14 protein-coding genes are annotated in these 16950 nt (G+C 69.8%); 9 read left to right on the plus strand and 5 right to left on the minus strand.

From position 1 onward, the window contains the following. The first annotated feature begins 44 nt into the window (after positions 1-44). A complete protein-coding gene (locus OXS49_RS17400; RefSeq protein WP_007566531.1) occupies positions 45-224 on the plus strand; it encodes a DUF1328 domain-containing protein in 180 nt (59 codons plus the stop codon). Between the two features lie 10 nt (positions 225-234). After that, positions 235-1089 carry an SDR family oxidoreductase gene (locus OXS49_RS17405; protein WP_267425856.1) on the plus strand — a complete coding sequence of 285 codons (855 nt, stop codon included), beginning with the start codon at positions 235-237 and terminating at the stop codon, positions 1087-1089. A gap of 27 nt (positions 1090-1116) precedes the next feature. Here the strand turns inward: OXS49_RS17405 and OXS49_RS17410 are convergent, their stop codons facing one another. Continuing rightward, complete coding sequence (locus OXS49_RS17410; protein WP_244006115.1) at positions 1117-2076, minus strand: cation diffusion facilitator family transporter; 960 nt, start codon at positions 2074-2076, stop codon at positions 1117-1119. A 158-nt stretch (positions 2077-2234) separates the two neighbouring features. On the opposite strand from OXS49_RS17410, the gene OXS49_RS17415 reads away from it, so the two are divergent. After that, positions 2235-2672, plus strand: a complete 438-nt coding sequence (locus tag OXS49_RS17415; RefSeq protein ID WP_244006116.1) for an HIT family protein — start codon at positions 2235-2237, stop codon at positions 2670-2672. A gap of 3 nt (positions 2673-2675) precedes the next feature. Here OXS49_RS17415 and OXS49_RS17420 read toward each other — a convergent pair whose 3' ends face one another. From OXS49_RS17420 to OXS49_RS17430, 3 genes are all read right to left on the minus strand, one after another. After that, positions 2676-3080, minus strand: coding sequence for a PilZ domain-containing protein (locus tag OXS49_RS17420; protein WP_244006117.1), 405 nt, complete (start codon positions 3078-3080; stop codon positions 2676-2678). 215 nt (positions 3081-3295) lie between these two features. Beyond that, complete coding sequence (locus tag OXS49_RS17425) at positions 3296-3526, minus strand: hypothetical protein (RefSeq protein WP_243919075.1); 231 nt, start codon at positions 3524-3526, stop codon at positions 3296-3298. 116 nt (positions 3527-3642) lie between these two features. Then, the gene (locus OXS49_RS17430; protein ID WP_267425857.1) at positions 3643-5706 is read right to left on the minus strand and encodes an NAD(+) synthase; all 2064 of its coding nucleotides are present in this window, start codon (positions 5704-5706) and stop codon (positions 3643-3645) included. Positions 5707-6211: 505 nt separating this feature from the next. Here OXS49_RS17430 and OXS49_RS17435 point away from each other — a divergent pair. Next, on the plus strand, positions 6212-9541 hold the full coding sequence (locus OXS49_RS17435; protein ID WP_267425867.1) for a DNA translocase FtsK: 3330 nt from the start codon (positions 6212-6214) through the stop codon (positions 9539-9541). A gap of 134 nt (positions 9542-9675) precedes the next feature. Then, entirely contained in the window at positions 9676-10563 is an 888-nt protein-coding gene (locus tag OXS49_RS17440) for an outer-membrane lipoprotein carrier protein LolA (RefSeq protein WP_267425859.1), read from the plus strand. Between the two features lie 9 nt (positions 10564-10572). Here OXS49_RS17440 and OXS49_RS17445 read toward each other — a convergent pair whose 3' ends face one another. Next, positions 10573-11304 carry a lysophospholipid acyltransferase family protein gene (locus OXS49_RS17445; protein ID WP_243921567.1) on the minus strand — a complete coding sequence of 244 codons (732 nt, stop codon included), beginning with the start codon at positions 11302-11304 and terminating at the stop codon, positions 10573-10575. A gap of 154 nt (positions 11305-11458) precedes the next feature. Here OXS49_RS17445 and xth point away from each other — a divergent pair, with 154 nt between their 5' ends. The 4 genes from xth to OXS49_RS17465 form a co-directional block, all read left to right on the plus strand. Then, positions 11459-12268 carry an exodeoxyribonuclease III gene (gene xth, locus OXS49_RS17450; protein WP_244004469.1) on the plus strand — a complete coding sequence of 270 codons (810 nt, stop codon included), beginning with the start codon at positions 11459-11461 and terminating at the stop codon, positions 12266-12268. 275 nt (positions 12269-12543) lie between these two features. Continuing rightward, positions 12544-13422: an SDR family oxidoreductase gene (locus tag OXS49_RS17455; protein ID WP_244004471.1), complete on the plus strand. Its 879-nt coding sequence runs from the start codon at positions 12544-12546 to the stop codon at positions 13420-13422. A gap of 340 nt (positions 13423-13762) precedes the next feature. Continuing rightward, complete coding sequence (locus OXS49_RS17460) at positions 13763-15931, plus strand: hypothetical protein (protein WP_267425864.1); 2169 nt, start codon at positions 13763-13765, stop codon at positions 15929-15931. An 80-nt stretch (positions 15932-16011) separates the two neighbouring features. After that, positions 16012-16950: ABC transporter transmembrane domain-containing protein (locus tag OXS49_RS17465; protein WP_267425865.1), on the plus strand; the 939-nt coding region annotated here is incomplete at its 3' end.

Here is a 16950-nt window from a genome sequence, read left to right on the forward strand (position 1 = left end):
CAACGAAACCTAGCCCGGTCGTCGGGCGCGTGTGGAGTGACGCCATGACCCTCCTGAAATGGGCCCTCATCTGCTTCGTGATCTCGCTGATCGCCGGCGGCCTCGGCTTCACAGGCATCGCCTCGGGCGCGGGCTCGCTCGCCCGGATCCTGTTCGGCCTGTTCCTGCTGGTCGCCATCGTAATCGTGGTCATCGCCTTCGCGGTCGGCCAGGCGGTGTTCTGAGGCGCGCGTGATGCGCGGCACGGTCTGCCTCGTCACCGGGGCGACCAACGGGATCGGCTACGAGACGGCCTTGGGCCTCGCGCGTCTGGGCGCGCGAGTCGCCATCGTCGGGCGCGATTCCGCGCGGACGCGGGCGAGCGCGGAGCGGATCCGCGCCGCGGTGCCGGGTGCCGTGGTCGATCCGCACATCGCCGACCTTTCGGCGCAGGCCGAGATCCACCGTCTCGCCGCGACCCTGCGGGACGCCTATCCGCGCCTCGACGTGCTGGTGAACAATGCCGGCGCGATCTTCGACCACCGCACCCTGACCGTCGACGGGATCGAGCGCACTTGGGCGCTCGACCATCTGGGCTACGTGCTGCTGACGCTCGAATTGCTCGATACCCTCAAGGCGTCCGCGGCGGCCGGCGGCAAGCCGCGGATCGTCAACGTCGCCTCCGCGGCGCATTACCGGGGGCATGTCGATTTCGACGACATCGAGGGGGCCCGGCGCTACGGGGCCATGCGGGCCTACGCGCAGGCCAAGCTCGGCAATGTACTGTTCACCTATGCCCTAGCTCGGCGGCTGCGGGGCGAGGGCATCACGGTGAATGCCCTGCATCCGGGGGTAATCAATACGGGTTTCGCCCGGAACACCGGCGGCCTGTTCGGCACCGCATGGTCGCTGCTGCGGCCGTTCCTGACCACGCCGGAGAAGGGGGCGCAGACCTCGCTCCACGTGGCGAGTGCCCCCGAGCTCGACGGCGTGACGGGCCGCTACTTCTCCCATTCCAAGCCCAAGGCCTCCTCGTCCGAGAGCCGCGACGAGGGTGTGCAGGAGCGGGTCTGGGCGCTGAGCCTGAAGCAGGTGGGGCGGAGTGGGTAAGTCGAGATAGGTTTAGTGCGGGCCGCCTCACGCGGCCCGCCGCACGCCGTGATCCCCCTGCTGCTGGATCTCGATGAACACCCGGGTCACGTCCGGATTGCGCTGCTTCAGCGCCCGGTCGAGGCGGGTCACGAGGCCCTCGACATCGCCCGCGCTCACGTCATCGACCATGTCGATGCTGAGATTGACGAGGATGTCGGAGGGGCCGAGGTGCTGGGTCAGCACCTCGTTGACGTGGAGCACGCCCGGCTCGGCGCGGGCCAGCTCGAAGATCGCCGCCACGACCTCGGGATCGGCGGCCTCGCCGATCAGCAGGCCATGGGTCTCGACCATCAGAAAGCCGGCCATCCCGATCAGCACGAGGCCGATCCCCACCGAGGCCCAGCCATCGAGGCTCGGCATCTCCAGGATATGACTCGAGGCAACCCCAGCGAGCGCGATCAGCAGGCCGATCAGCGCAGCAGTGTCCTCCGCCAGAACCGTGAACAGCGTCGGGTCCTTGCTGCGCCGGATCGCACGCACGGCCGAGTGCTGTCCCTTCTCGGCCCAGAACTGGCGCATCGCCACGAAGAACGAGGTGCCCTCGGCCACGATGGCGAAGCCCAAGATGCCGACATTCACCCAGATCCCGGGCAGCCGGTAGCCGAAGAGTTCGGCGTCCACGTCCGGCTCGGGGTGGCGGACGCGCTCGATGCCCTCGTAGACTGCGAAGACGCCACCCCCGAGGAAGATCATCAGCGCGACCACGAAGGCGTAGAAGTAGATCTCGCGGCCGTAGCCGAACGGGTGCCGGTCGTCGGCGGGCCGCTCGGACCGCTTCATGCCGACGAGCAGCAGCACCTGATTGGCCGTGTCGACCACCGAATGCACGCCCTCGGCGAGCATCGCGGTCGAGCCGGTCAGTGCCCCACCGACAAACTTCGCCACCGCGATGGCGAGGTTGGCGCCCGCCGCCGCGTAGATCGCCCCCGTGCTCTCGTGCGCCATCCGGTAAACCTCTGCACCCCGATCCGCGCCGCCCAACGGGACACCGCCACGCTCCAGCCGCGGCGGTGCAAACGTTCCGGTGCGCAGCCGGTTCCCATGTGGACGCAGCTGGGCGGCCCGTGCAACCTGTCGCCGCTCAAGGTTTTTACGGAGGCGGCATGGCCGACGCGCGCTACGACCCCGATAACATCTTCGCCAAGATCCTGCGCGGCGAGATCCCCTGCCACCGCGTCTACGAGGACGCGCAGACGCTGGCCTTCATGGACGTGATGCCCCAGGGCGAGGGCCACACCCTGGTGATCCCCAAGGCGCCGGCCCGGGGCCTGCTCGACGCCGAGCCCGAATCGCTCGCGGCCCTGATGGCGAGCGTCCAGCACGTTGCGCGGGGCGTGCAGGCGGCGTTCCAGGCTGACGGACTCACCGTGTTCCAGTTCAACGAGCCGGCCGGCGGCCAGACCGTGTTCCACCTGCACGTCCACGTCATCCCCCGGCGGGAGGGCGTGCCGCTGAAGCGTCACGAGGGCGGCATGGCCGACAACACGGTCCTGGCCGAGCACGCGGCGCGCATCCGCGCGGCGCTCGAAGCAGAGAGGTAGGCGTCAGGCCGCGCTGGCCGAATCGCCCTGGGCCATGCTGGCGAGCAGCCGGCGCAGGGCGGCGTTCTCGGTCTCCAGCTCGCTTACGCGCCGCAGCAGCAGGGTCACGGAGGCATCGGTCGCGACCGGATCGGGCACCGCCGCAGCCGGAGCCCGGGCGGCGTCCTCGAATGTGACGCCGATGCCGTCCTCCCGCCGCCAGCGCAGGGTCGCCCGGTAGGTGCGGTCCTTCTGCGGGATGTAGAGGTCGAACACCTCCGGCAGCGTCGTGGTCTCGCTCATGACGAGGCGCGCGCCGGACGAGGACATGTCGCGCACGAGGCAGTCGAGGCTGGACGACCCGTTGTTGAAGACGATGCGCCCCTTGAGGAAGACCCTCTGGCGCGTCTCTCGGCGGTGCTCCGACATGCGGGCGGCTCCGGAAGGCTGACAATTCGACAGAGTCTGCACGCCAGCTCTTAAGGAATCTTCGTCGGGATACCGGACTCGAGGCCTATTTCGCAGCCGAATTTTGATGGAGCGCAGGCGGACGCAGGTTCTCGACTGGGAGCAATGCGGCAGGCCCCTGTTCCGCATTTCTCACGTCCCCGCACACGAGGAGAGAGTGCGCGCGGAACTCCCACTCACGCCGTGAAGCGCCGGTCCACCGTCTGGAACAGGTAGAAGCCATTGAAGCGTACGGCGGTGTCGGCGGCCCGATCGTCGAAATCGAGGGGCTGACGGCTGCCGTCACAGAGCTTGCCGCCGAAAACCCACCGGCCGGCACCGATGAAAGGCGGCACCGTGCTCGCCTCCGGCACCGCACAGCAGAGGCCCTCCTCGCCCTTGAGCTGGAACAGGTTGTAGCTTCGCATTCGAAGTCCTCCGCCTGACCGCCCTCGGAGCCGCCTGTTCCCTGTGCTGGCGTCCACACTGGTAACAATCGGCTTGACCGTGCTCATAATGGCACAATCCGTCGAGTTTGTGACGGTCAAGTTTCGGGGACGTTTCGGTTCAGCTCGTCGATCCAGATGCGCGCCGAGCCGTCCGAGGGCGCGCGCCAGTCGCCCCGGGGCGACAGGGAGCCACCGGCCGAGACCTTCGGGCCGTTCGGGAGTGCCGAGCGCTTGAACTGGCTGAAGCCGAAATAGCGGTTCAGGAACACGCCGAGCCAGCGCCGGATCTCGGGAAGGTCGTAGGCAACCCGCTTGGCTTCGGGGAAGTCCGGCGCCCAGAAGCCATGGTCCTTGTCGCCCCAGGCGTGCAGCGCCAGGAAGGCGATCTTCGAGGGCCGGAACCCGTAGCGCAGCGTGTAGAACAGGTTGAAATCCTGCAGCGCGTAGGGGCCGATCGTGGCCTCCGTGCTCTGCGGGCTGTCGTCCTGGTCCATCGGTACCAGTTCGGGAGAGATCTCGGTGTCGAGGACTGCCTGGAGGGTGCGCGCCTCCTCGGGCCCGACTTCGCCGTTACCGATCGCCCAGCGGATCAGATGCTGGATCAGAGTCTTGGGCACGCCGGCATTGACCGCGTAGTGGCTCATCTGGTCGCCGACGCCGTAGGTGCACCAGCCGAGCGCCAGTTCCGAGAGGTCGCCGGTGCCGACCACGAGGCCACCCGCATGGTTGGCGAGTCGGAACAGGTAGTCGGTGCGCAAGCCCGCCTGCACGTTCTCGAAGGTCACGTCGTAGACCGCCTCGCCCTTGGCGAAGGGGTGGTCCATGTCGGCCAGCATCTGCCTGGCGGCCGGGCGGATATCGATCTCGGCGGCCGTGCAGCCCAGCGCCTTCATGAGCGCATGGGCGTTGGTCTTGGTGGCGTTCGAGGTGGCGAAACCCGGCAGCGTGTAGGCCATGATGTCGGAGCGCGGGTATCCCAGGCGGTCGAACGCCTTGGCGATCACGATCAGTGCGTGGGTCGAATCGAGGCCGCCCGAGACGCCGATGATGGCCTTGCGGGTGCGGGTGGCCTCAAGCCGCTGGGCCAGGCCGGCGACCTGGATGTTGTAGGCTTCGTAGCAATCCTGCGCGAGGCGCGACGGGTCGGCCGGCACGAAGGGGAAGCGCTCGATCCGGCGGATCAGGCCGAGATCGGCCTCGGGCGGGTCCAGCCTGAACGGCACCCGGCGATACGCGAGGGCGTGGCGGCGCGCGTCGTCGTCGAAGCTGCCGGCCTGGAGGCGCTCCTGGGCGATCAGGTCGAGGTCGATATCGGCCATGGTGGCGACCGGCTCTTGCGGGAAGCGCTGGCCCTCGGCGAGGCGCACACCCAGTTCGTCGATGCTGGTCTGGCCGTCCCAGGACAGGTCGGTGGTCGATTCGCCCTGGCCGGCGGCGGCGTAGACATAAGCGCAGGCGCCACGCATCGACGCAGCCCGCGACAGCAGTGCGCGCGACTCGGCCCGGCCGACCGTGATCGGGCTGCCCGAGAGGTTCGCCAGCACCGTGGCGCCGGCCAGCGCCGCGCTCATGCCGGGGGGCTCGGGCACCCATAGGTCCTCGCAGATCTCCACGCCGACCACGAGGCCCGGCAGATCCTCGGCCGGGAACAGCAGGTCGGTGCCGAACGGCGCATCGAAGCCCGCGACCCGGATGGTCTCGCCGACGATCCCTGCGCCGGACGCGAAATGGCGCTTCTCGTAGAACTCCCGGTAGTTCGGCAGGAAGGTCTTTGGGATCACGCCGAGCAGGCGGCCGCCCTGGATGGCGAGCGCACAGTTGTAGATCCGGTGACGCCAGCGTAGCGGCGCGCCGACGAGCAGCAGCGGCCGCAGGCCCTCCGATTCGGCGATCACCCGGGCGGCTTCCTCCTCTACGGCATCAAGCAGCGTCTGCTGGAGCAGCAGATCCTCGATCGCGTAGGCCGACAGCCCCAGTTCGGTGAAGACCGCCAGCGCCGCGCCCGCATCGTGGCAGGTCTGCGCGAGGGCGAGCACCGCGTCGGCGTTGCGCGCGGGCTCGGCCGGGTGACTGCGGCCCGTGCAGGCCGCGGCCCGGGCGAAGCCGTGGCGGTAGAGGGAGCGGAATCGCGTCGGCGCGGCGGAGGCGGGTTGAGACACGGGCACCTGTCCGGATGCGGGGTGGCAACCGGTATCATAAGGCATCCGGCTCCGTTCCGGCGACGCATCGTGAATGCCCGAGGCCGGTGGCCGTTCGATGGGTGAAGCTTGCGGGTGCGGACGGCTCCGGACGGTATCGAGTACCAGGGGAACAGGCTTTGAAAGCCTTTCTAGGCAGACCGCCCGCAGAGGGAGCGAGCCATATTGTCTTGGATTGGCCGAGCCCCTCACCGAGTCCCTGGGCGGAGCGCTTCGTCCGCTGCCCGGCGCGAGACGGGGTGGGCCCACATGGTTTCCGCCAGATGGCCCCATGGCAAGCCTCCATTAACGACGAATGGCCTAACTCGGAGCAGCCGCCGCGCACCGGCGGATCCCTGTTTCGAGTATCGTTCGAGAACCCATGCGCGCATCGGGACGGCCTCCGTACTCCCACCGTGATCCCGCCCGCCCGGTGCGCGGCGGCGACCGCTCGGGTCTCTCCCTGGGAGCCCTGGCCCATCGGCTGATGGCGCTCCGCGCCAGCCTCACCCGCCGCCTGTCCGGCTCCCCCGCCGGGCTGCCCGCCCGTCCGGCCCACGGCGCTCCCGGGCGCCGGGCCGAGCCGAGCTGGCTGACCACGCCCGCCGCGATGGTCGGGCGCGATATGCCGGAGCGTTCCATGCGTCCGCGCGCTGCCACGCCCGAGCATGTCTGGCCCGACGAGGTCTTCGACGACCGGGCGCGCCTCGATGCGTCGGAGGCACCGGTGTTCGAGAGCCGGATCGACCGCAGCGCCTCCTCGCCGGGCGTGCTGGTGCGCCAGCCGCGCCGGCCCGCCGCGATCGCGCCCGAACAGGCTCCGGACGGTGCCCCCTTGCACGCCCCGGTCCCCGCGCCGCATCCGGCCATGACCGCCTCGGCAGTGCGCTACACCCGCACGCCTGATTCGGTGCTGCAGGAGCGCCGCCAGCGCGCCCTGGAGGCCGAGCGCGTCGCCCTAGAGCGGGCCCGCGCCGAGGCGCAGGCCGCTGCCCTTGCTCAGGAGGCCGAGCGGACCGCCCGCGAGCAGGCGGAGCATGAACAGGCCGAGCGCGCCCGAACCGCCGACGCGCAGGTCGAGCAGGTCGTGGACGCCTCCGTCCTGTCCGATCCCGCCCACGAGGCCGAGGTGGTGCCGCTCTGGCGCCAGCCCTTCGTCGCCCCGCCGGGCGTCCGCTTCTTCCGGACGCCGGACCGCCGCCCGGCCCGGCCCGCCGTCGAGCTGGCCGCGTCGACGGCCGTGATCGCCCCGGTGGCGGTAGCATCAATCGCTCTTGAGCCGGCTATCAAAGACATGGTCGCCCAGACGGCCGTCATCGACGAGGCCGCCCTGACGCAGGTCGAGACCGCTATCGAGGCCCCTGCTCGGGACTGGTCCGATCTGCCGGACTGGTCGGGGGTCCAACCCTGGTTCGGCGGCGGCGACTGGTCGTCCGTGGAAGCCTGGGCGGCCCTGGAGCCGCAGCCTGCCGAGGCCGCCCCGGTGCCGGCCACCTTCGAGCCCGCCGTCTCGATGACCCCGGATGCCGTGCAGCCGCCGCGGCCGGTCTACGTGCTCGACCGGCTCGTGCGGTTCGATCAGCCGCCGCGCCCCGCCGATGGACAGGACAACGGCCGGATGCAGGCGCCCGAGACCGTACAGCGGGATGACGCGGACGCCGCGATCCGGAGTGCGTTCCTGCCCTCCGCCCCGACGTCGGCGCCGGCCGGCCTGTCGCTGGTCTTCGGCCCGGGCAGCGCCACGGCTGACTCGCACACCACCGAGGTGCCGACCACCGAGGCGCCGCGTCGCCCCCCGATGCTCAGCGCCATGGCGGCCCGGGCCGCGATCCGCGCCGCCGGCCAGCCGAGTTCCGCACCGGCGCTCCCTCTGGTCCAGGCCGAAGCTGTGGCGGTGGCACCGGCCGTGTCCGGACCGGAGCAGGCCGAGGTTGAGCGCGTGGTGATCCCGATGACCCCGCGTCCAGTCCTGCTCCGGGGCAAGCTGGCACCCCAGCCCGAGTCGGTGCAACCCGAGCCGGTTTCGGCCGAGATCGAGGCCGAAGGCGAGGCTGAGGTCGAAGCCGCGCCCGTCGCGTCCCTGATCGAGCCGGTCGCCGCCGCACCGGTCGTGCTGCCCATGGTTGCGTCCCGGGCGCACCTGATCCCGGCGGGCCGGCATCTGGAGATCGCGTCCATCGAGAATGCCGATTACGAGCTGCCGTCCCTGGAATTGCTCGCCCTGCCGGCCCCCGGCGGCAGCGAGGAAGTCGATGCCGACGTGCTGGAGCAGAACGCCCTCAACCTGCAGCAGACGGTCCAGGATTTCGGCGTGCGGGGCGACATCCTGGCGGTGCGGCCCGGTCCGGTCGTCACCCTGTACGAGCTGGAGCCCGCCCCCGGCACCAAGTCCAGCCGCGTGATCGGCCTGTCGGACGACATCGCCCGGTCGATGTCGGCGGTCTCGGCCCGCGTCGCGGTCGTGCCCGGCCGGAACGTCATCGGCATCGAGCTGCCGAACGAGACCCGCGAGACCGTCTACCTGCGCGAACTCCTCGCCTCGGCCGATTTCGCCGAGAGCAAGCACAAGCTGGCTTTGTGCCTGGGCAAGAACATCGGCGGCGAGCCGATCATCGCCGACCTCGCGCGCATGCCGCACCTGCTGGTGGCCGGTACCACCGGCTCGGGCAAGTCGGTGGCGATCAACACCATGATCCTGTCGCTGCTCTACCGGCTGAAGCCGGAGGAGTGCCGCCTGATCATGGTCGATCCCAAGATGCTGGAACTGTCCGTGTACGACGGCATCCCGCACCTGCTCTCCCCGGTCGTGATCGACCCCAAGAAGGCGGTGATCGCCCTCAAATGGGCCGTGCGCGAGATGGAGGAGCGCTACAAGAAGATGTCCAAGATCGCCGTCCGGAACATCGACGGCTACAACGCCCGCATGAAGGAGGCCCGCGAGAAGGGCGAGACCATCACGCGCACGATCCAGACGGGCTTCGACCGCCATACCGGCGAGGCGGTGTTCGTGGACGAGGCGATGGACCTGTCGCCGCTGCCCTACATCGTGATCGTGGTCGACGAGATGGCCGACCTGATGATGGTGGCCGGCAAGGACATCGAGGGCGCGATCCAGCGTCTGGCCCAAATGGCACGCGCGGCCGGCATCCACCTGATCATGGCGACGCAGCGCCCGTCGGTGGACGTGATCACCGGCACGATCAAAGCGAACTTCCCGACCCGGATCAGCTTCCAGGTGACCAGCAAGATCGACTCGCGCACGATTCTCGGCGAGATGGGCGCCGAGCAGTTGCTCGGTCAGGGCGACATGCTGTTCATGGCCGGCGGCGGGCGCACGACCCGGGTGCACGGGCCGTTCTGCTCGGACAGCGAGGTCGAGACCGTCGTGGCGCATCTCAAGCGCCAGGGCCGCCCGAGCTATCTCGACGCCGTCACGGCGGACGATGGGCCCGAGGAGCCCGCCAAGGAGGGCGGCCGGTCCGGCCGGGGCTCTAAGAGCGCCGCCGCCGACCGGGCGGACCGCTCGGAGGAGCCGGCCGAGGAGGCCCCGGTGTTCGACATCGGCGCCTTCGCGGCAGCCACGGGCGGCGACTCGGACGACCTCTACAAGCAGGCCATCGAGGTGGTGCTGCGCGACGAGAAGGCCTCGACCAGCTACATCCAGCGCCGCCTGCAGATCGGCTACAACCGCGCCGCCTCGATTATGGAGCGGATGGAGATCGAGGGCATCGTCGGCCCGGCCAACCATGCCGGCAAGCGCGAGATCCTGGTCACGGGGGCGTCGCACAGCTCGGCCGGGATGTACGACGACGAGTGAGACCCTGTCCGGGCCGCCTGCTCGTGAGGCGGACCGGACGTCGCATCTTCGCCACAGGGCGGGGCTCTAAGCCTCGGGTTCCGCCCTCGTTTGCCGCTGAGGCCCGCCCGCGGGCCCGCCAGGAGACTCTGCCGATGATCGGCCGCCGCATCCGCACAGCCGGCTCCGTGTTCGCCGCCGGGCTGTGGCTCGCGACCGCCAACCCGGCCGAGGCGCAGGTCGGCGCCTTCATCGACAGCCTGTTCGGCCACAAGGAGGAGCCGGCCCAGCAGCCGGAGGCCGCCCCGGCTCCCGCGCCCGCCAAGAAGGCCGCGCCGAAGAAGGACGCCGCCAAGGACGCGAAGGCGGGCGCCAAATCCGCGAAGGCCGCCGAGAAGGCCGACCACAAGGCACCCGAGTCCAAGGTCGCGGCGGTCGGCGCGCCTGCGGCGGTGGCCCCTGGCGAGCCGGCGGATGCCGCCACCCTGCTCGCCCAGGCCAACGCCTACTTCAACGGGATCAACACGCTGACCGGCAACTTCATGCAGATCGGCGCCGACGGGCGCCGGATCGGCGGCAAACTGACGTTGGCCAAGCCCGGCCGCCTGCGCTTCGACTACGACCAGCCCTCTCCGTTGGAGGTGGTGGCGGACGGCACCTCGGTGGCGGTGCGCGACCGCAAGCTCAACACCCAGGATCTCTACTTCATCGCTCAGACGCCGCTGAAATTCTTGCTGCGCGAGAAGATCGACCTCGCCCGCGACCTCACGGTGACCGATGTGGCCAACGATCCCTCCGGCGTGCGCATCAGCCTGGAGGACCGCGCGACGCTGGGCGGGACCTCGAAGATTCAGCTGTTCTTCGATGCCGATCTCAAGACGCTGAGCCAATGGCGGATCACCGATCCGCAGGGCTACATCACCACGGTGACGCTCTCGAACCTCCAGAGGGGTAAGAGCGTCGATGGCAGCCTGTTCTTCATCAATTACGGGCGCGCCGAGGACAAGGCGATGCAGCAGCAGATCCAGCAGTCGCAGCAGTAGGCGGCGCCCTCACGCCGCCGTCGCGTCGAGACCGGCGCTGCGCCAGCGGTCGAGCTCCCGGTCGATCGCCGCCTCGGTACAGCGCAGGAACTCGGCGGCCGGCAGGCCCGGGGCGACGGCGGCGAGGTAGCTGACCACGACGGTCCCGGCCCGGGTGGCCATCCCCCCCGGCCAGAACAGCCCGGAATTCACCGCCACCGGCACCACCGGTAGGCCGAGCCGCCCGTAGAGCAGTTCGACCCCGCGCTTGAAGCGCAGCGGCGCGGCAATGCCGCCGCGGGTGCCCTCCGGGAAGATCAGAACCGACCGGCCGGCCGCCACGGCGGCACGCCCCTCGTCGATCATGGTGCGCAGGGCCTGGGTGCCATTGCCGCGGTCGATGATGATCATCGGCGAGCGCCGCAGGAACCAGCCGACCACCGGGATCGACAGCAGCTCCCGCTTGGCGACGATCGCCACATCCGGCACCAGAACCAGGAAGGCCAGCGTCTCCCAGGTCGATTGGTGGTTGGCTACGATCAGGCAGGGCTCGGCCGGCAGGTGCTGGCGGCCCTCCTCGACGTAGCGCAGGCCGACGATGCCCCGCAGTCCAGCCAGGATCCCGCGCGCCCAAAGCCGCGTCGCCCGGCGGATCGGCCGCTGTGGCGAGCCGGACAGGAGGAAGATCACCAGGGGGACGAGGAACAGAGTCGTCCAGGCCGCCCAGTAGACGGCGAACAGGAACGAGCGGGCATGGGCCATGGCTGGGCTTCGACGCGGGGACAGGGCAGCGCCCGGGCATAGCGCGTGCCTGCCGGACACGCACGGCCTTTTGCCTCATCGACTGCGAGCGGACTGTCGCGGACCGCGAAATCCGCTATCGGAGCATAGCCCCGTCCGAACCCAGACCCTGCCCGTGCAACTCACCGTCACCACCTGGAACATCAATTCGGTGCGCTTGCGCATCGATCTCGTGCTGCGCTTCCTGGCCGAGCATAGGCCGGACGTGCTCTGCCTTCAGGAGACGAAGTGTCCGGACGATGCCTTCCCGCTGAAGGCCCTGCGCGGCTCCGGCTACGAGCACGTGATGTTCGCCGGCCAGAAGGGCTATAACGGCGTCGCGATCCTCTCGCGCTTTCCCCTGCACACCCGCGCCGTGATGGGCTTCTGCGAGCGTCAGGATGCCCGCCACATCTCGGCGGTGCTGGGACCGGAGGCAGGCGCCGCCGCGGGCATCGTGCTGCACGATTTCTACGTTCCAGCCGGCGGCGACACGCCGGACCGCGACCTCAATCCGAAATTCGCCCACAAGCTCGACTTCCTCGCCGAGCTGCGCGCCTGGGGCGGTAAGCGCGTCTCAGGGCCGGTGATCCTGATGGGCGACCTCAACGTCGCGCCGCTGGAGCACGATGTCTGGTCGCATAAGCAACTTCTCGACGTGGTGAGCCACACGCCCGTGGAGACCGAGGCGTTGGAGATCCTGCGTGGCGAGGCCGGCTGGATCGACACGGCGCGCCACCTCACTCCGGAGCCCGAGAAGATCTACACGTGGTGGAGCTACCGCTCCCCCGATTGGGCGGCCGCCAACAAGGGTCGGCGCCTTGATCACCTCTGGGTCTCCCCCGATCTCGCCGGTACGGTCCGCAAGGTCGAGGTGCTGCGCGACGCAAGGGGCTGGGAGCGACCCTCCGACCACGCGCCGGTCACATTGACGCTGGACCTCTGATCCCCGGCACCGGGCGGAACCGCGCTTGTTCCGGGGCATTGCCCGCTCACGAGCCCGTGACGTGAGGTGACCCGATGCGCAAGATCCTGATCGCCTTCCTCCTTCCCCGAGTCGTTTCGTTTCTCCGCAATCGCTACGGCAAGCCGCACGCGAACCGCAGCCGGGCGTTCTAAGCCGGCAAATGACCTGCGCGCGGCTGTGACGGCCGGGCGCAGGCGGTTCGATCGGCCGCGGCCCTAAATCCGGCGGGACCTATCCGCCCAGGAACCGTACCGATGACCCAAGATCCCCGCGAGGCCGGCCCACGCCCGCCCTATCCCGGCGACCAGCAACAGACCCGTCCGGGGCTGACCACGAAGATGACGCCGCGCCCCGACCATGGCGAGGAGAGCTACGTCGGCAAAGGCCTGCTCGTCGGTCAGGCCGCGCTGATCACCGGCGGCGATTCCGGCATCGGCCGGGCCGTCGCCATCGCGTATGCCCGCGAGGGCGCGGACGTCGCGATCTCCTATCTTGATGTCGAGCAGGACGACGCCGAGGACACGAAGGCCTGGGTCGAGAGGGCCGGCCGCCGCTGCCTGCTGCTACCCGGCGACATCCGTGACGAGGCTCATTGCCGAAGCCTCGTGGCGCGCACCGTGGAGGCGTTCGGCCGCCTCGACATCCTGGTGAACAATGCCGCCGCCCAGGTGGTGAATGCGGACCTCGACGATCTGAAAGCCCCCGACATCGAAGGCTCATTCCGGGCCAACGTGTTCGCGATGTACTACCTGACCCAGGCGGCGGTGCCCCACATGAAGCCCGGCGCCGCCATCGTGAACAGCACGAGCGTGCAGGCCAAGGTCGCCGATCCCAGCATGCTGATCTACGCGGCCACCAAGGGCGCGATTGCGAGCCTGACGATCGGCCTGTCGAACCTGCTCGCGCCGCAGGGCATTCGGGTCAACTGCGTCGCGCCCGGGCCGGTCTGGACGCCGATCCAGCCGATCGTGAAGGATCCCGAGCAGATCGCGCAGCTCGGCGCGCAGACGCCGCTCGGCCGCGCAGGCCAACCCGCCGAGCTGGCCCCGGCCTACGTGCTGCTTGCCTCCCGAGAGGGCAGCTACATGTCAGGTGCCTTGGTGCCGGTGACCGGCGGCATGCCGATGCTCTGAGCACTGGGTGGTGCGCAGGCCGGACAGCCCGGAGCCGCGCCGGACTCCCGGTGGGCTGAAGCCTGGCGGATGCGCCCGCGATCGGGCGGACTACGCCGGGCAAACCTGTACTTGCGTGAAGTAAGATCCGAGCCGATGGCGCCAAGCGGCGTCATCCGCGCGGATCGCGCGCTGTCGACTGGGCGTATACCGGTTCGGTCATGTGCGCACGCGGCCAACCCAGCAAATCGGTATTCAATACAACTATAAGTAATTTACGATACACGAAATTAACCACTTTTCGAAGGTAAAAGCAACCGAAGATTGCATATCCGGTTATTGGCGAAAATCGGAGGTGCTCATGTCGTCATCCCCACTCGCAATCCTCAGCCCGACCACGCGCTCGCTCGAATGGCTCGTCGGCCCAGGCGCGTTGCTCTGGTCCACCGCGCTCTCGACCGGCCAGCTTGCGAGCCTCGGCCCGATCGCCTCGCAGATCGAGGGGGCGCTCAGCGCCGGCACGGGAAGCGAGGGCGGCTCGCTTCTTCCCGACACGCTGGCCGAGGCCGCCAATACCATCGTCCTCGATACGCATGCTCAGCTCGAGACGGTCGGCCACAACGTCGCGCCGCTGAACGGACCGCTGCACGGCCTCACCAATCTCGGCGAGACGATTGGCCTGGGTCATATCGGCGAGGCCGGCAACCTGATCACCGATCTGTCGGGCGCCGTTGCGAATCCGGCCGGTCTCGATACGGCCGCGCCGCTCCTGGCCGATGCCGGCCATGTCACCGATGCAGCCAATGCGCTGGTGGACTTGGTGGCGGCGGTGCCGAGCGCCGGCAACGGTCTCGTCGGCTCCGGCAGCGTCCTCACGCCGGCGACCGACATCCTCAACCAGACGGTGCTCGATCTCCACACGACGCTCGAAGATGTCGGCCACGCGATCCCACAGCTGAATGGGCCGATCCACGGAGTCACAGGCCTCGGTGAGACGGTCGGCCTCGGCCATCTTGGCGAGCCGGGCAATCTCCTGACCGACACCCTCCCGGTCGCCGGGTCGATCCTGAACGGCGGCGGCCTCGCCTCGGCGAGCCCTGTCCTGTCCGACCTCGGCCATGTGCTGGGCGCAACCGACACGGTGCTCGGCTCCGTCACCGGCGCCGTCAGTGGCGGCAATCTGCTGGCGTCGGATGGGCTCCTCGCCCCGGTCATGAACCTCGCGAACACGGGCGTCCTCGACCTTCACATGACCCTTGAGAATCTCGGCCATGAGATTCCCCTGCTCAACGATGCCATCCACGGCCTGACCAACCTCGGCGAGACGGTCGGCCTCGGCTATCTCGGCACGAGCGGAAACCTCGTCACCGACGTGGTTGGTCTGCCTGGCGACGTGCTGGGTGGCCACGGGCTCGGCGCGGTGTCCCCGATCCTCGGCGATCTCGGCGCGGTGACGCAGTCCGCGGGCGGCCTTCTCGACGGGGTGACCGGCATCGTCGGCGGCCTCGGCAGCGGTGGGACCGGCATCCCGGCCGTCGGCAGCCTCCTCACCCCGGTGACCGCCACGGTGGACGGCCTGCTCGCCGATCACGCCGCGGATCCGCTCGCCGGCCTCCTCGGCGGCGTGACCGGCGGGGCGCAGAACGGAACCGGTGCGCTGCTGGGAGTCGGCGCCCCCCTTCAGCCGGTGGGCGCTGTCGCCAACACGCTGATCGATACGGTCCATGCCGGCTTGGAGCAGGTCGGCCACGACGTGCCGGTGCTGAACGACCCGCTCCATGCCGTCATCAACCTCGGCAACACGGCGGGCCTTGGCGAGCTCGGCGAGACGAGCAACCTCGTCACCGACGTGGTCAACCTGCCCGGGTCCGTGCTGGCCGGAAGCAGCGTGCCGGCAGCGGGGCAGATCGTGAGCGACGTCGGTCATATCGCGGATGCGGCCGGCGGGGTCCTGGGCTCGGTGACGGGTCTCATCCCCGCAGGCGGTGGCGCGGGATCGGGCGCGGTTCTCGACGGCGTCCTGACCCCGGTGACGACGGCTTTGGGCTCGGTCGGGTCCGGGACCACCGGAAATGCGGCCGGCACCCTGCTCGGCACCCTCACCGGCGGCACGATCGGCGACGGCGGCGCCGGGACGCACCCGCTGGTCGACGTGTCCGCAGGGCCGGCGACCACAGCACCGGTGGCGGACGCCGCGATCCTCACGCCCTCCGCCGATCCGGCTCACACCGTTCAGGTGAGCGCGGTCGCGGTGGGTGCCGATCAACCGAGCCTGGCGACGGCGAACCTGCTGAGCGGTGACAGCATCCAGCTGCCGCAGACCAGCGGCGGCGGCGCGGATGCCCTGGTCGGCCAGCTCGCCAGCGTTGTCTCGGCCACGCATGCGGGCTCGGCCGATGCCGGGGCGTCCCATGGCGCCAGCATCGATCTCGGGATCGTCACGCTCGATCTCGGCGGCCACGCCGATGTCCAGCACACCGACCCGACCCCGCACACCACCACCAGCGGTCTGCACCTGCTCGGCCTCTGAGGCCGAGAGCCCCCGCCGCAGTCGCGGCGGGGGCCGTTATCGCCGTCGCCGCGCCACACCGAGCAACCGGGGAAGTACCTGTGACCGACGAGCGCGTGTTGCATGTTGCGAGGCGTCGCGAGTTCTGGGCCGCCCTCCAAGCCGGGCGCGCCTGCCTGATCACCGTGATGGTGGTCAGCGGCCTGATCAACCTGCTGATGCTGACCGCGCCGATCTTCATGCTGCAGGTCTACGACCGGGTGTTGCCGAGCCGGAGCATCGCCACGCTGGTCGGCCTCGCCGGCATCACGCTGATGCTGCTGGTGATCCAGAGCGTCTTCGAGATCTTCCGCGCGCGGATCCTGTCGCGGTTCGGACGCCTCATCGACGAGCGCCTCGGCCACCGGATCTTCCGCACGCTGCTGGCCCGCGGCTCCGAGATGCCGCGCAGCGACGAGGGACCCCAGGCCCTGCGCGACCTCGATACCGTGCGCGGCTTCGTGTCGAGCATGGCGGTGAGCGCCTTCTTCGACCTGCCCTGGGTGCCGCTCTACGTCGCGGTCTGCTTCCTGTTCCATCCCTGGCTCGGGGCGGCAATCGCCGGGGGCGCCCTGTTCCTCTGCGTCCTGACGGTCTTGACCGACTGGGCCTCGGCCGCCGTCACCCAGGAGGCCGTCCGCGTGGCGGGCGAGCGCCGGTCCTTCACCGACATGGCGCACCGGACCGCGCCGCTGCTCTCGGCCCTCGGGATGCGCTCCCGCATCGCGTCGATCTGGCAGGTCCGGACGCGCCGGAACCTCGACGTGGCGACCCGGGGGAACGACCTCGCCATCGGCTTCGGCACGACGGCACGCCTGCTGCGCACGCTGCTGCAATCCGGCATCCTCGGCCTCGGGGCGCTGCTGGTCGTGCGTGAGGAGGCGACCGCCGGGGTGATGCTCGCCGCCACGATCCTGTCGGCCCGGGCGCTGGCGCCGGTCGACCTCGCGATCGCCAACTGGAAATCGTTCACGGCCGCCCGGCAAGCGTGGGGCCGGCTC

Origin of the sequence: Methylobacterium sp. GC_Met_2 (genome assembly GCF_026540795.1) — a bacterium.
Taxonomy (GTDB): Bacteria; Pseudomonadota; Alphaproteobacteria; order Rhizobiales; family Beijerinckiaceae; genus Methylobacterium.